Source organism: Phocaeicola paurosaccharolyticus JCM 15092, from assembly GCF_000613805.1.
Lineage (GTDB): Bacteria > Bacteroidota > Bacteroidia > Bacteroidales > Bacteroidaceae > Phocaeicola > Phocaeicola paurosaccharolyticus.
This window is the reverse complement of record NZ_BAJR01000007.1, coordinates 105356-121594: the sequence shown is the minus strand read 5'-3', so window position 1 is coordinate 121594 and position 16239 is coordinate 105356. Positions and strand designations below refer to the sequence as shown.

Annotated in this window: 9 protein-coding genes and 1 pseudogene; 4 read left to right on the top strand and 6 right to left on the bottom strand. The window is 39.7% G+C overall.

The window, feature by feature from the left end; translation table 11 throughout:
* Positions 1-203: 203 nt before the first annotated feature.
* Positions 204-2291, bottom strand: coding sequence for a hypothetical protein (locus tag JCM15092_RS05365; protein ID WP_024993761.1), 2088 nt, complete (start codon positions 2289-2291; stop codon positions 204-206).
* A gap of 176 nt (positions 2292-2467) precedes the next feature.
* Between JCM15092_RS05365 and JCM15092_RS05360 the strand changes: the two genes are divergently transcribed.
* The 4 genes and pseudogenes from JCM15092_RS05360 to murQ all read left to right on the top strand — a co-directional run bounded on the left by JCM15092_RS05360 (position 2468) and on the right by murQ (position 5657).
* Positions 2468-2881: a secondary thiamine-phosphate synthase enzyme YjbQ gene (locus tag JCM15092_RS05360; RefSeq protein ID WP_024993760.1), complete on the top strand. Its 414-nt coding sequence runs from the start codon at positions 2468-2470 to the stop codon at positions 2879-2881.
* A 49-nt stretch (positions 2882-2930) separates the two neighbouring features.
* Positions 2931-3380, top strand: a complete 450-nt coding sequence (locus JCM15092_RS15065) for a GNAT family N-acetyltransferase (protein WP_235782283.1) — start codon at positions 2931-2933, stop codon at positions 3378-3380.
* A gap of 121 nt (positions 3381-3501) precedes the next feature.
* Positions 3502-4820, top strand: a pseudogene (locus JCM15092_RS15060) (MFS transporter).
* 9 nt (positions 4821-4829) lie between these two features.
* On the top strand, positions 4830-5657 hold the full coding sequence (gene murQ, locus JCM15092_RS05345; protein WP_024993759.1) for an N-acetylmuramic acid 6-phosphate etherase: 828 nt from the start codon (positions 4830-4832) through the stop codon (positions 5655-5657).
* An 84-nt stretch (positions 5658-5741) separates the two neighbouring features.
* Here the strand turns inward: murQ and JCM15092_RS05340 are convergent, their stop codons facing one another.
* The 5 genes from JCM15092_RS05340 to JCM15092_RS05320 all read right to left on the bottom strand — a co-directional run bounded on the left by JCM15092_RS05340 (position 5742) and on the right by JCM15092_RS05320 (position 16072).
* Positions 5742-8162, bottom strand: coding sequence for a glycoside hydrolase family 2 TIM barrel-domain containing protein (locus JCM15092_RS05340; RefSeq protein ID WP_024993758.1), 2421 nt, complete (start codon positions 8160-8162; stop codon positions 5742-5744).
* A gap of 4 nt (positions 8163-8166) precedes the next feature.
* Positions 8167-9768, bottom strand: a complete 1602-nt coding sequence (locus tag JCM15092_RS05335; protein ID WP_024993757.1) for a glycoside hydrolase — start codon at positions 9766-9768, stop codon at positions 8167-8169.
* Between the two features lie 110 nt (positions 9769-9878).
* Entirely contained in the window at positions 9879-11510 is a 1632-nt protein-coding gene (locus JCM15092_RS05330; protein WP_024993756.1) for a RagB/SusD family nutrient uptake outer membrane protein, read from the bottom strand.
* A gap of 12 nt (positions 11511-11522) precedes the next feature.
* Positions 11523-14567, bottom strand: a complete 3045-nt coding sequence (locus JCM15092_RS05325; protein WP_148296597.1) for a SusC/RagA family TonB-linked outer membrane protein — start codon at positions 14565-14567, stop codon at positions 11523-11525.
* Between the two features lie 14 nt (positions 14568-14581).
* Entirely contained in the window at positions 14582-16072 is a 1491-nt protein-coding gene (locus tag JCM15092_RS05320; RefSeq protein ID WP_024993754.1) for a hypothetical protein, read from the bottom strand.
* Positions 16073-16239: the final 167 nt, after the last annotated feature.

Here is a 16239-nt window from a genome sequence, read left to right as displayed (position 1 = left end):
TTTTTGTTCGTCAGGTCAGACTTTTGCCGCCAGCTTCCTTCAGATTCCACATCACTATGGACACCCTTGCTATTGGCTATACGATTCCCACTATTAGGGCTCGTTAGGGACTTACGCCCGTGAGATTACGCCCATGCTGGGCGTACTAAAAAAATGGATGACAGCAAAGACATGCTATCATCCATTAAATAAGAGAAATAAAATTATTTATTACCTATAATATTGAAAACCTTAGTCTGACCTTGGTAAGTAGCTATAACCATAGCAGAAGCAGATGATGTAGCTTGCTTAACAGTAATTGCGACTTTTTTGTTATCTGCAGAAGCAGTAACCTTAGAGCCCTGTGTTAAGTCACACTTAACCTCATATGTATTGTTGTCTACAATGCCATTTTTGTTAGTAGAACGTACAGGAACAGCAGGTATCTCCACACTCTTTCCGTCGACTTTAATATTCATCTTTGGAGCTACAGGACGTTTAGGTTCAACCTTCTTATTATTGAAAGCAATACCTTTTAATACGAATAGTTGATCATTGTCACCTTGAGCAACAAGATAGATAGCATGTTTCCCGTCGATGTTATCAACAAACTTTGATACATCTACAGTATAACGTTTCACAGCCTTGTCAGCATCTGAACCGGCTTTAACCTCTATCTCTCCTATCTGTTTTCCGTTCCATGTTGCATTGCTCCATGGGCCATCCATCATCACTTTTACCTTAAATGATTTAGCCGTTGTTGGTTGTAAGAACACACTGAAAGATGTCATATTACCCTTAGCAGTCCCCTTGAATGCTTTTATACCCTTAGTATCTTTATCCAATCCGCCAAAGCCGAAATACTTGTAACCTACTATATCACCACCTTTAACATTCATGTCCATTGAGTTATCCCAAGTATCCCAGTTATCCTGCATGCTCTGGCTATTTGTCATAAAGCATGCATAACCAGCAGAGTAATATTGGTATGGATCAAGACCGAAGATGTGGAAACCCTCAGAAGTCACCTCAGCACCTGTATATTCATTACCTTTGCTATCTTTTGCTGTCCATACATTATCCTTAGCATAAGGATCGTATCCTGTGATATAAACTTTTCCACCATCAGCAACCTTCTTCTCATCAGCCACAATCTTCACCGGAGCAACTACTGCCTGACGGGCAAAGCCAAAGCCACGTGGAGGACGATGATAGAATACATACCACTGACCATTTATCTCCTGAAGACTACCATGAGTGTTATGTCCTGCATTTGTAGGCATAAGTGCTGAGCCATCTTCATTAGGAACAATACCTCTTGAGTCTACAACGATACCGCCACTGCGCCATGGACCAAGTGGTGAGTCTCCATATGCATAACGTAGAGTTGAGTTAGAGCTGCCAATACCATAATCAGGTCCCGAATGTCCTGAGAATACCATCACATACTTATTTCCTACCTGACGTATTGATGAAGCCTCAAAGAAATTGAACTGACCTGGATCCTGTCCCTTATATAGTGCAGGATATTCTGTTCCGGCAGGCTCTTTAACTACTCCATATCTGAAACTTGCAGGAATGAAATATGGTATAACCTCAGTACCCGGACGAACAGACCACATTGTATTCTGATCAAGCTGAGCAGCAGATGAGCGTTGGAATCCCCAGAAACCATAGGCACGGAAACCTATAGAGTAGTCAGGGTCATTCTTGTCTGTTATCTTCTCAACGAATATTGAAGGGTCGAATCCTAAGAAACTACCTTTCTTTGGATGAATTCTATCCTCTTCCATATTTACAGGAGTGAAAGGTCCATCAGGACGGTCACTCTTGCAGACCATAGGCTCACGGAAACGACCACGACTATGTGGGTAGAGATAGTACTCCTTCTTACCATCCTGACGGTTTATCTCAACTAAGTCAGGAGCATACATTACGTCCCACTGGTCTTCAGTGTTATACGTAAAGATAGGACCTTCGTCACGCCAGCTTGACAGATCTTCCACAGGAGCAGACCACATACGTATGTCAGGACCGCAGTAACTATTGAAACGTACATCATGAGAGCCGATGATATATGCTCTAAACTTACCTGGTTTATCAGGATCTTCAAAAACTCGTGGCTCACCATCAGGTAGATGTTCCCATAAAGGAAGATAAGGATTACCTGCTTGTTTATGTACATATCTCGAAGCTGCATCTTTATGTTCAGATGTCAAGCCATCGGATGCTAAAGCTGTAGTTGAGTTAAACATAAGAGCCAATCCCATGACCCCGATACATTGCTTAACTAAAGTGTTTCTTCTATTCATAGATTACTTTGTTGATTTACAGAACAAAAGTACTACGATTTATCTGTGAAGTCAAAATATAGGTCTATGCTCATGTTACAGATTTTTGTGCATATGTTTCATATTTCATTTTTTTGCAATATTTTGTTCAATTTCAATTACCTTTGTATCTATAATTGAAAATCTACAAAGAAAATATGTGGAGTCAGGTTGAATTTAAATTAGAAAAACAGAACCGAGGTTTTCATCTTATAACTGGTGAAATTTTAAATCATCTTCCACAATTACCGCGAACTGGAATACTCCATCTCTTCATAAAACATACCTCAGCATCACTAAGTATAAATGAAAATTTTGATAGTGATGTACGTCATGATTTGGAGAGTATTTTCAATAAATTGGTAAAGGAGAGAGAACCATATTATCTGCATAAATATGAGGGAGACGATGATATGCCCGCTCATGCTAAGTGTACCATTGTGGGTTCTTCCATTACGGTACCTATCACCAATGGGAAACTGAATTTAGGTACATGGCAAGGTATATATTTATGTGAGTTCAGAGACTATGGTGGAAATAGAGATATAGTAGCAACTATCACCGGAGAATAAGAATATGATAAGAAAAGTACAAAAGAGAGATGCAGCGAGGCTTGCATAGATATATAACTACTATATATCAAATACAACAGTGACATTCGAAACTGAAGAGATTGATTCACAGGAGATGGAGAATAGGATTTCATCACTATCAGCGACTGGTCCATACCTTGCCTACGAAGAGGATGGAATCATAAAGGGATATTGTTATGCTCATCCATGGAAAGTACGCAAGGCTTATGCCAACACATTCGAGGTCACCATATATCTTGATAACAAATTCAAAGGAGAAGGATTAGGCAAGAAGATGGTTACCAGATTGATTGAGGAGTGTAAGTCATCCGGTCTGCATGCCCTTATTGCATGTATAACGGCAGAGAACTCTGATAGCTGCATTTTCCATGAGAAATTGGGATTCAATAAGGTTTCACATTTCAAAGAGGTGGGCTGGAAATTCGACCGTTGGATTGATGTCTGCGATTATGAACTTATACTTAGTGAGGTAAAGTAGTTATAGAATTACAGGAAAGATATTTAAATTGCCTGTAAACATGATAGTAGATTAAACTATTTAGAATATTATTTTACCTATTTTTGTATGGTAATAATTTAAACAAACGCCTCTAATAATCATGAACAGCATACGAAAATCTCCTTGGGGATGGGTACCAACACTCTATTTCGTGGAAGGTATCCCATATTTTATTGTAAATAATATCTCTGTACTGATGTTTACAAAGATGGGAGTCCCTAATGGAGAGATGGCTCTTTTCACCAGCCTCTTATATCTACCTTGGACAATAAAACCTTTCTGGAGCCCCTTCATAGATATAATAAAGACTAAAAGATGGTGGATCATAGCCATGCAGCTAATCATGTCGGCTCTGTTCATACTCCTTACTCTCTCTATTCCCTACCCCGATGCTGCAACAATTGCTTCCGGCAATACTCCAATAAGTTTTTTCACTCTGACATTGGTTCTCTTTATAATAACAGCTTTTGCCTCTGCCACTCACGACATTGCTGCCGATGGCTTCTATATGCTATCACTGACACATAGCGAACAGGCCGGGTTTGTAGGAATACGCAGTACATTCTATCGTCTAGCCTCTATATTCGGACAGGGAGTTCTGGTAGCGATAGCTGGTACCATAGAGTTGAAATACAACAATATACCTCTATCATGGACAGTCACACTTGCTGTTTCATCCGTTATATTCACTATTATAACACTTTATCATATATACATATTACCAAAACCTGCATCCGACAAGTCAGTACTTACCAATAGCAGTACAAAAGCAAAAGAGATCTTTATTGAATTCGGACGCACATTCTCTACCTACTTCACCAAACCGTGTGTGTGGCTTGCTATAGTATTCATGCTACTGTACCGTCTTCCGGAAGCATTTCTTTTGAAGATGTGCATGCCATTCCTTGTAGCCAACAAGGGTGTAGGTGGATTAGGACTCTCAACAGCTGAAGTGGGAATAGTATATGGTACCATAGGCGTTATAGCACTAACCATAGGAGGTATACTTGGAGGAGTCTTCGCCTCACGAGTAGGATTGAAAAGATCTATATGGTGGATGGCTGGTTGTATGACACTTCCTTGTCTTACCTTTATATACCTTGCTGTTTATCAGCCGGATAATATTGTAACCATCTCTTCGGCAATTGCCATTGAGCAGTTTGGCTATGGTTTTGGCTTCACAGCTATATGCTATATATGATGTACTTCTCGGAAGGTGAGTTCAAGACATCACACTATGCTATTTGTACTGCATTCATGGCATTAAGTATGATGATTCCGGGAATGTTTGCCGGATATATTCAAGAAGCTTTAGGATATATCAACTTCTTCTGGATGGTTATAGCATGCTGCATAGCAACTGTTATTGTAACTCTATTTGTAGATAGAAAAATCGACTCTGACTTTGGAAAGAAATAAATAGCGGGTATGACATTCATAAAAATTTCCGAACAGCAATCACTCTACGATAATCTTGAAGAGAAATCTGTCAGAGAGATATTGGAAGAGATTAACAATGAAGATCAAAAGGTAGCTCTTGCAGTTCACAAAACGCTACCACAGATTGAGGAGTTGGTAAACCTGATTGTGCCACGTATGAGGCGTGGAGGACGTATATTTTATATCGGTGCCGGAACAAGCGGTCGTCTAGGTGTTCTAGATGCTTCTGAGATTCCTCCTACTTTCGGAATGCCTCCAACACTTATCGTAGGTCTTATTGCAGGTGGTGACACAGCTCTTAGAAATCCGGTTGAGAATGCTGAGGATGATATTCATCGTGGATGGGAAGAGTTGACAGAACATAACATATCCGAAAACGATACCGTAATTGGTATTGCTGCATCAGGAACTACCCCATATGTTATAGGTGCCATGCATGAAGCTAAAGAACATGGCATACTTACCGCATGTATTACAAGCAATCCGGACTCACCTATGTCGCATGAAGCAGATATAGCTATAGAGATGATTGTAGGACCCGAATATGTTACCGGAAGTTCAAGAATGAAATCGGGTACGGGACAAAAAATGATACTCAATATGATCTCAACGTCTGTGATGATAAAACTAGGACGTGTGAAGGGCAATAAGATGGTAAATATGCAATTGACCAACAAAAAACTTATTGAACGAGGAACAAGGATGATTATTGAAGAGCTTGGAATAGATTATGACAAGGCTAACACTCTGCTACTGATGCATGGTTCTGTGGAAAAGGCCATCGAGGCATATAGGAATAACAATACAAAGGAATAGCTATTACTGATAAAAGGAATAAAAAATCCCTTGGAACAGTAAGATTACCGTCGCCAAGGGAATTTAGTTAAAAACAGTTTAGGATTATTCTGCAAGTAGTTCTATTTCCGCACTTTTCAGTAAAGGAGAAGAGAACTTAACTTTTATAGTACCTTTGTTACCTGTTGTCTTTATATAGCTCAACAATCGGCCATGGAAAGCACGATGATGGTTGTCTGTATAATCAGACATATCACTATTATTTGAACCTTCAAGGCCTAAAAGACGTGCCGGACCTTCAACAGTACAGGTTATATCATTATCACCTAACTTAACCACAACACCATTTTCATCTACAACTTCAACTGTAAGATGTGCAGTAGCAAGATTTGTACTCAGTTTACTCTTATCGGCAGTAACGCGAAGTGCATATGGGAGTCCTGAACTTTTGATAGAATATTTAGACAACACCTTTCCTGAAGCGTCACAACCTTCTGCTTTAAGTTCGCCTGCACTATATGGGATATCCCAATATATAATGCCGCTCTTCTCATCGTAAGCCTTCATCTCTCCTACTACTTTGCCATTCAACAGAAGACGAGCCTGAGGAGCATTAGTATAACATACCACTCTTATCATATCACCCTCATTATAGTTCCAAATATCCCATGCATCAGCAGATAGATATTTTCCCTGAGGTTTGTTATATGTTCCGATATATGTTACAGGTTTCTCACTCCATAGAGATGCACGGAAATGTCCTCTTGGTTTGATGAAGCTACCGAAATCAAGCAGACCTGTATAGAGTCCTCTTGATGGCCAACTTCCACTCTCACCAAGATAGTCTGTTCCTGTCCAGATAAACTGACCGAAGATAAAATCTTTCTTCTTAACAGCATACCAAGCATCTATATCTGAGCGGTTCTCACTACCATAGATAACTCTCTTTGGATAGGTCGCATGATCTTGATCATAACGATCCTCAGTGTAGTTGTATCCAACTACATCGACTGCCTGAGGATATTCTGTCTCATTACTCATTACAACTCCGGCGAGTGCACCTGTTACAGCGCGGCTCTTGTCGACAGCCTTAACACAAGCAGCAAGACGTTTCGCTATTTTTCCGATGCGCATAGCATCAGGAGCTTTTGGATCATAACCACCAAACATAGGTTGGCTTATTGTAGATCCGTTAAGTACAGGATGAGAGTATGGGTCGTTAGGATAATCCACCTCGTTACCTATGCTCCACAAAAAGACAGATGTATGATTACGGTCACGACGAACCATATCGGTTACATCTCTCTCTATCCACTCTTCGAAGAAATCATAAGAGCCATCAAAGCTTGGTGTGCCAACATTCCATCCCTTTACCCATTTACGTTTTGGAAACTCCCATTCATCGGAAGCTTCGTCCATAACCAACAGGCCAAGTTCGTCACATAGATCATATACTACAGGAGCCTGTGGGTTATGACTCATTCTTATTGCGTTAACACCAATCTCTTTAAGGTTTGTAAGACGACGTTTCCATACCTCTTTTGGAACTACGGCACCAAGTACTCCAGCATCGTGATGCAGACATACACCCTTTACCTTCATCCACTTGCCATTAAGAGCAAACCCTTTGTTGGCATCAAACTTGAGTGTACGTAATCCTACAGTAGACTCACTCTGATCAATTACCTTACCATTTTCAAGCAATTTTGTTGTAAGTCTGTATAGATAAGGAGTCTTTAAGTCCCAAATTTTAGGGCTATTGACATTAAGCTTCAAGCTTGATTTGCTATTACCCTTCTTTAGGTCGGCTACATATGCCTTTGATGTTGCAACAACTTTGCCATTAGCATCTGTGAGCTGTGACACAATCTCAAGTTTTCCATTTGCTTGATCATGTTTCTCTACCTCTGCCTCTACATTTAAAACAGCTCTCTTATCATTTATAGAGATAGCATTCCATGCCACTCCCCACTGTGCGAAGTGTGTCTGTGGAGCTGAAACTATCCATACATCACGATAGATACCCGAACCGGTGTACCATCTAGAGTCGGCATAACGACTATGGTCAACACGTACAGCCAACACATTCTCACCTTTATTAAGGTAAGGTGTCATATCGTACATGAAAGACACAAATCCATTAGGACGTTTCCCTAAAAGTTTTCCATTGAGGTAGACTTCGCTGCGATTGTAAACACCTTCAAAATAGATGTAATGACGAGCAGCATTATCTTTTACAGTGAAATGTTTTCTATACCATCCTATACCGCCAGGAAGATAACCTGTACAGCTTGCCAAAGATGGCGATAGCTGATGTTCAATGCTCCAGTCGTGCGGCAGGTCTAATTTTCTCCAATCCTTATCATTAAAAGTAACACTCTTGGCATCTGCGCTATCTTTATCCAGCTCAAATAGCCAGTTATTATTAAAGAGAGAAGCATTGCCGAATGATACCTGAGCTGTCAGAGGATGAATTGCTCCTAACAGTAAAAGAAGGATCGAAGCTGCTTTTTTTAATATTTTCATATCCTTATTTTAGATTATAAACAACTGTTGTTACACTATTTGCCTCTATTATAACCTGATTGCCTGAAGCTACTGTAGCTTCGAGCAGTGATTTATCTTTTGTTGTAGTATAAGTCTTTATTGACTTTGGCTCACCGCTCCATCCGGTATGTACCTCTTTTAGGCGAACACCTTTATCCGAAAGGTTTGAGAAAACAGCAACAACCTGACTTCCATCAGGACTGATATATGCTGATCCAAAGAAACTACGAGATTCGCTCAAAGATGTCTCTATTCTCTTAAATCCAGGACGTACAAAAAGACTATAGTTACCTAATGCCCATAATGTTGGAGTTGCTGAGTAAGTACCCTCCTGCTCTATGTCACCATACTCTCCACCTTTAGGTACTAAAGAGATAAGCAGGAATCTGTTCTTATGTCCCCAACGTGAAACGTCCATTGATGTCCAATATGACCAAGAGGTCACACCTCCAACAGTAAGGTCATTATGTATAACTTTTGTCATGTATAAAGCAATATCCATCTCGCTTGCCTTATCAAATCCGACAAACTCAGCAGAGCTGTAGCCATCACCTAACATACTCCACTCACTTTGCCAAACTTCTACTCCATATTGTGTTGCGGCATTAGCCAAATTCTGGCGTGTAGTCTGCATACCACTCCATGTACCATCAGTCCAGTAACTATGACCGCAGATACGCTTAGGAAGGTGAACTAAATCACCGACATAAGCAGATGATCCCTGCGTGAAGAAAGCTGATAGTACATTACTACGGTTTGCATCACTCTTAACTTTATAAAGATATTCCCAATCACCAGATTCTCCAAGTAATATTTTTGTTGAGAGGTTATTGGCTGTAAGCTGACCATCGAGTTCACGAGCAAGACGAGCAACCTCATCGTTGGTCCATCCACTACCCTCCTGACCACTAGCCCAGTTGTACTGTGGTTCATTAACCGGAGAGATATCTGTTACAGGATAACCTTCGGACATAAAATATTGAGCCACCTGAGCCATATATTTTGCATAGTCTCCATAATGTTCACTCTTCAAATTAGATACTCCACCCATGGCAGAGAAACCTTTATTGTTGAATGTATATTGAACAAGAGGAGTATTGCTGAAGAGCACGAAACTAGGGCATCCAAACTCTTTTGCGCGTCTCATAAAGTAACGTTGTCCTTCACATTTATTCCAGTCTAATGTACCTGTACTTGTAAGATAAGATTCAGCTCTACGTGACTTATCCTCTAAGCCACTTGCATCTCCCTGTTCAGCACTTCCACCACCCAGATTAACACGCCACATAGACAATCCGATACCTTTAGGTTGTCCATTGACAATATTTGAAGAAAATAGCAATTCACTGATGCCATCACGTTTTGTTGTCCATGACTTACCAACATATGCCGGTGACCAGCAGTCGGAAGCCCCGAAACCTGATATAGTCTGAAAAGTCTTTCCTACATTGAATGTAACGGATTTCTCAACACTTGTAGTTGTTGGTTCATCTGGAGTTGTTGGAACAACATCATTATCCGACCCGCTGCTACAACCTATCAGTGCAAAGAGAAGTAAAATACTTGTATTTTTTATTGATTTCATAAGCAAAAAAAATAGAAAGTGTACCTAGACATAAAATCACATATAAATGACCACTCTAGGCACACTCTCTTTTTAGTTAATAAAAACTAACACCTAAACTAATACAAAAACTAATTCCAACCTGGATTCTGTTCTATAGAACCATTTGACATTGTAATTTCATACAATGGAATAGGGAAAATAAGGTCACGGCTCTCTACGAATGTAGCACCCTTATTACTTGCCTCTTTCTGATTTTCCCATTCATATGGATCGGCTGTAGCCTCGTTTGTATTCCATTTTACAAAAGAGCCATCAGGGCCCATCAGATTACAGATAACCTTTTTACCATTATCGTCTGTCCAACGACGTATATCATATAGACGCTGATTTTCACCGGCAAGTTCAAGACGGCGTTCAGCACGTATTGCTTTACGAAGAGCATTACCACTAGATGTTACAGCTGCAAGGTTTACACGTGCACGAACTTGGTTTAAAGCTAAACGTGCATTCCCATCATCTGTAGTCTCATTACATGCTTCAGCATACATAAGTAGAACATCAGCGTATCTTAGTATAATGTAGTTCAATGGAACCTTTGGCTGATCATATTTCTCAGGTCTCTTAGCCAATGGTATATAAAGCTTGCGATTTATTCTTGCAGATTTATGTTTTGCTGGATCAACGCAGTATGTGCCATCACCATTCTGATCACCCTGTTTCTTAACAAGTTCAGCAAAGTCAGGTTCACCTGCAATTTCTGTGTCACCATTCTTAATGATTGTCCATCTCAAACGTTCCTTATCTCCTGCTTGAACAAATGCATTCTCAAGGTTTGCAGAAGGAAGCCCCCAAGCCCATCCATCCTGGTCACCACCTGAGCGGTTACCTGCTACGATAGTCATACTTCCACCAAGGTCGTATGTAGCATCATACATATTCTGTACCTCGAAAAGTGATTCCTTATTGTTCTCGAAATCTATATTGCATACCTGTCCGAATTCAGGCATAAGAGCGTATTCGCCTTCAGTGATGACAGTACCTAGAGTAGTTTTAGCATCTGCCCATTTCCCCTGGTAAAGCTGAGCTTTTCCTAAAAGTCCGAGAGCAGCACCACGAGTAGCACGTCCCATCTCATTAGCTGCATACTTACTACGCTGTGGAAGAACAGCTGCAGCATCAGTAAGATCCTGTTCTATTAGTTTATAAACATCTTCTACAGAAGAGCGTTGTATACCCTCAACTTCTTCCGGTAGTAGGAAACCATCTATGATAGGTACTCCACCAAAGTTCTTAACTAACTCGAAATAGAAATATGCACGCAAGAACTTAGCCTCAGCGATAAGACGTTCTTTCTTATTTGCGTCTGCTATGTTTGCTTCAGGAATTCTCTCGATAGCAATGTTACATCTCAAGATTCCTTTATAGCGATACTGCCAAAAGTTAGAGATAGTACCATTACTCTGTCCCACACCTTGATAGTGTGCCAAAGAGATATATCCGCTCTGGTCCTGAGTAGTGTTACCCATCCATGAGTCATCGCTACACATATCTGTAAGCAACCAGAAATTCTCAATCTGCCACCATCCATGATAAGTAATAGCATTGTAGCATCCGGTAAGGAAAGACTCTGCTTCAGCCTCACCAGAGAAATATGTATCCAAATTCTCCTGACCTCGTACATCCTCTGTAAGGAAGTCTGAACATGAAGAAGAGAATAGGACTGTAGCTCCTAGAGCCATTATAGTTAATATCTTTTTCATAACTTCAATGTGTTAAAATTTAAAGTCTACACCAAACAAGAATGTACGTGGGTTTGGATATGCTGTATTATCAATACCTGTATCAAGAACACTGTTACCCAACTGAGGACGTTCTGGATCCATACCTGAATATCCGGTTATAGTAAACAAATTCTGTGCAGAGAGAGAGAGACGCAAATCAACGCCACCAACAAAACTCTTAGGTACTGTATAACCTAATTGTAAAAGTTTACAACGCATATATGAACCATCTTCAACGAAGAAACTTGATACACGTGTATAGTTCTGGTTATTATCGTTAGCAGTAAGACGTGGGATATCATTGCTTGTTCCCTCGCCATGCCATGCTGCTGCAAGTGTTCCTGCATATACATTGCTACCGCTTGCACCTGAATAAAGAGTCTTTGTCTTGTTATAGATATCATTTCCAAATGTTCCGTAGAAGTTTGCTGATAAATCAAAGTTCATATATTTCATACCAAGATTAACACCAAGCATTAAGTCTGGATATGCGTTACCGATATATCTCTTATCTTTTTCATTGATAGAACCATCATGGTTAAGATCCAAGAAACGGATATCACCAGGCTGAGCACTTGCCTGAAGTACTTTTCCATGCTCATCTGTATGAGCATAAACCTCTTCAAGATTCTGGAAAAGACCATCAGCTATATATCCATAGAAACGACCGATCTGACCACCATCTTCGTTACGGATAATCTGGTCACCATTGAAGTCACCTACACTGATAGGACCATCACCCGATAATTTAACGGCTTTATTCTTTACGCCAGACATGTTTACACCTACGTTGTAGTCAAACTTCTTACCGATTTTGTCATGCCATCCAAGGCCCAGTTCCCATCCTGTAGCCTTCATACTACCGATGTTCATTGTTACCTGGCTGTTCCAGTTTGGATAACCTAAAGCAAGGATATTCTGTTTTGGATAAAGCATGTCTGTAGACTTCTTCTGATAAACATCCATTGTAACGTCAAGACGTGAGTCAAGGAATGACATATCGATACCGAAGTTATAATCCTCTACAGTCTCCCACTTAAGATTTCTGTTACCTACAGATGAGATAGTAGTACCTGTAAGACGTGCAGGAGAAGATCCGAATACAGCATCCGACTGTCCTACAAGTGTAAGATAAGCTGAGTTGCTGATGCTCTGATTACCTACGCGTCCCCAACCAGCACGAACTTTCATGTTGTCTATAACTTTCTGATTCTGCATGAATGGTTCATTTGTAAGACGCCAAGCAGCAGATACAGATGGGAATGTAGCATATTTATTTCCTTGAGGGAATTTAGAAGAACCATCCATACGAATAGAAGCTGTAAGGTAATAACGATTATCATAGTTATACATTACACGACCGATGTATGAAAGAAGAGTGTTGTAGCTTGTGCCACCAGAAGATGTCTGATTCAATGTACCTGCACTAACCTCCTGAAGTTGATCAGAGTTATTTGGAGTTGCATCACGACCTGCATAAACATCATAAGTTGCGGAACGTTCTGCTGTAAAACCAGCCATAAGGTTTATATTATGCTTCTCAGCAAAAGTAGTCATATAGTTGGCAGTATTTGTCCAGTTCCAGTCTAACCACTCAGTCATACCACGTGATACATTGCTATAAGTAGATTTCTCGAGCTGATTGATCTCGAATTGTGGTACAAAGTTATCTGAACGACGAATATGAGCATTGATACCAAGTTGAGTACGCAATGTAAGATTCTTTATAGGAGTAACCTGAACATATGGGTTCAATAAAACACCATACTCACGGCTATGTGCATTTGAACGTGCTACAGATGCTACCGGATTCCATGTCTGGTTGTTGTATGAACGTTGGTAGTTGCTGTATTCATTATCTCCCCATTCTGCTTCCGGACGCATGATTGGAGTTGTTGGATCCATAGACATTGCACTGCTGAACTGTCCTGGAGTATTATCCCAAGACTCAACACGTGGAGCAATGTCAAATCCTAACTTAACGTATTTATTGAATGTATATTCTGTATTCAATCTTGCATTAATCTTATCCCAATAACCTACATCAAACTGTGAGTTGTTACGGAAATAACCTAAGCTAAGATTGTATATCAACTTATCATTACCACCTGATACACCGAAAGAGTAGTTCTGAACAAGAGCAGTCTTGTTTACAGTTTCATTCCACCAGTCTGTACCATTAGGGTTAGTAGTCTTACCAGTACCATCCCATGTAGGAGTACGTCCATCATTTGTATAACGTGTTTTGAACACCTCTTCATATTCGGCTGCATCAGCCATATTTGGATTACCTATTGTCTGAAAACCTGCGTTTGCACTGAAAGTGAAGCGAGTAGTTCCTGCTGAACCCTTCTTTGTTGTGATAAGGATAACACCATTAGAACCACGTGTACCATAAATTGCAGCAGCAGAAGCATCTTTCAATACCTCCATAGACTCAATATCATTGCTGTTAAGGAAATTGATGTTTGTTCCAACAGGCATACCATCTACAACATATAGAGGGTCACTTCCGTTTACTGTTGTAACACCACGAATCAAAACCTTTGGAGCAGAACCCGGACCACCACCACTCATTACCTGAACACCATTTACTTTACCTTGTAAAGCATCCATGGCATTACCTGTTGTAACTTCAGTGATCTGTTTTGACTTAACAGTAGATATTGAACTGGTAAGGTCGCTCTTTTTAACAGTACCATAACCAATTACAACAACCTCTTCCAAAGTTTTTGTATCAGCTGCAAGTACTATCTGAAAATTCTTCTGATTACCTACTTTTATACTTTGTGGTAAATAACCTATATAAGATATAGACAAGATATCCGAAGCCTTCACTCCATTAATAGAAAAATTACCATCTAAATCAGTAACAGTTCCATTTGTTGTTCCCTTTACCATTACATTGGCACCGATAATAGCTTCTCCGGTATTATCTTTTATAGTACCAGTTATCGACTGGGCAAAGGAAATAAGACATAGCATACTGAAAAACAAGAATGCAGTAGCCCTCTTTATTATAAATTGCTTTCTCATAATGTTTTACTTTTTTATTTTACAGGGACAAGTTTACCTCTGCCCAAGTGAGCATCAAACCATAACTTATATGAACCGGATTTCTGAACAACAGGCTTAGCCCAGTTATCTTTTCCGTTTGGTTCAGTCCAAGCCGGATTCTTTTTATTTCCGTAATAGTCAAATGTTTCAGGTGCATCTGAGTTGTCCACACGCCATGTACAGTAGTTCCACCATCCATCTGAATGCCAGTTATGAATTACAAAATTCATCTTTTGACCTGCCTCAAGTACCAATGGATCTGGAAGAGAGTATAGATGAGGATTAGTTGGATCCTGTACAAAAGTTGCCACCTCTCTTGGGTTGCTTGTCATATAACCGAAATAGAATTTCTGTAACCATGAACCACCATTATCCCATGTATCCAAAGATATAGAGTTGAATTCATGTGGAGCAGGATCGATAGCATTTGCCACTGACAATGTGCTTATACTATAAGTACTATTCATTGTGTTGAATTTCACCTTATAATATACACCTGCCTGAGAAAGTACTATAGGCTTAGCTGTTTCAGGGTCATCTGTAAGTCTGTTGCTATCTTCTGGATCTAATCCGAAACAGATAGGTGCGAAGTCAGTCTTCTGTGGAATAAAGAAGATGTTTGTACCAGCCTTTTGGTTGTAGTACTCAGCCTCATATTCATAAGCTCCTGTATGTTTAATTAACATAGGAACGCCAAATACGTCACTGTTAAGTTCCTCTACAGTAGCAACATCAGCAAGATACATCTTAGAGAAGTCCTGTAGTTCAGAAACAGTAAGTGTAGTAGTCTTTATAGTAGAGTTGCCGCTCTTATCGTAAGCAGTCATTACTATATCGTATACTTTCAATACACTTGGAAGAATAATTTTGTCTTTGAATTCAACACTCTTCTGACCATTTGCTTCGATACGTTTTGGCTCGTAACCTGATATAGAAGGAATCTGTACTGTTACATAATCCAAAGCTCTGTCATCTGATATGTTCAAGGTAAGAGCGAATCGTGTCTCAGATTTAAGAAGTACTGCTACTTCGCTACCTGGTGCAACTGTGAAAACAGGACTTTCAAAGTCACCGTCCATAGTAACTAAGACGTCTTGAGAAACACTACGTCCACCAACGTCGGTTGTTGTTACTGTTACAGTGAAAGATTCACCAATTTCATCTTTTTGAATTTGGAATTTGTAGTCCAAATCATATGATACTTTTGGTTCTCCATAGATTTCAATCAAGTCGATTGTTTTATTAAGGTTAAGATCTGCACATTTCAGATTAACAGATGCGATACCATCTTTATCTTCCAATGTACCTTTTAATGAAATAGAGCGGCCTGCAGCCGTCTGAATATGCTCACTTGCCATTTTCATCGTTGGATCTTGTCCATCAACATCAGGATAGCTTGAATCATCGCTACAACTGACAGTCGAAAAACTCAAAGCCATCGACAGAAATGCCAAAAAAGAGACATTCATGAATTGCTTTTTCATAAAATATTACGATTTTGTTCAACAATAATTTTACTTTATTTTATTTTTCGCTGTAAATATGAAAGGTAAAAGTCAATATTCGATTAATAAATCTTTCATTTGAAGTATACAAATCATTCATTGCATGATTTATAGTCATATTTTGCATATTTTTGTGACTGAAACAT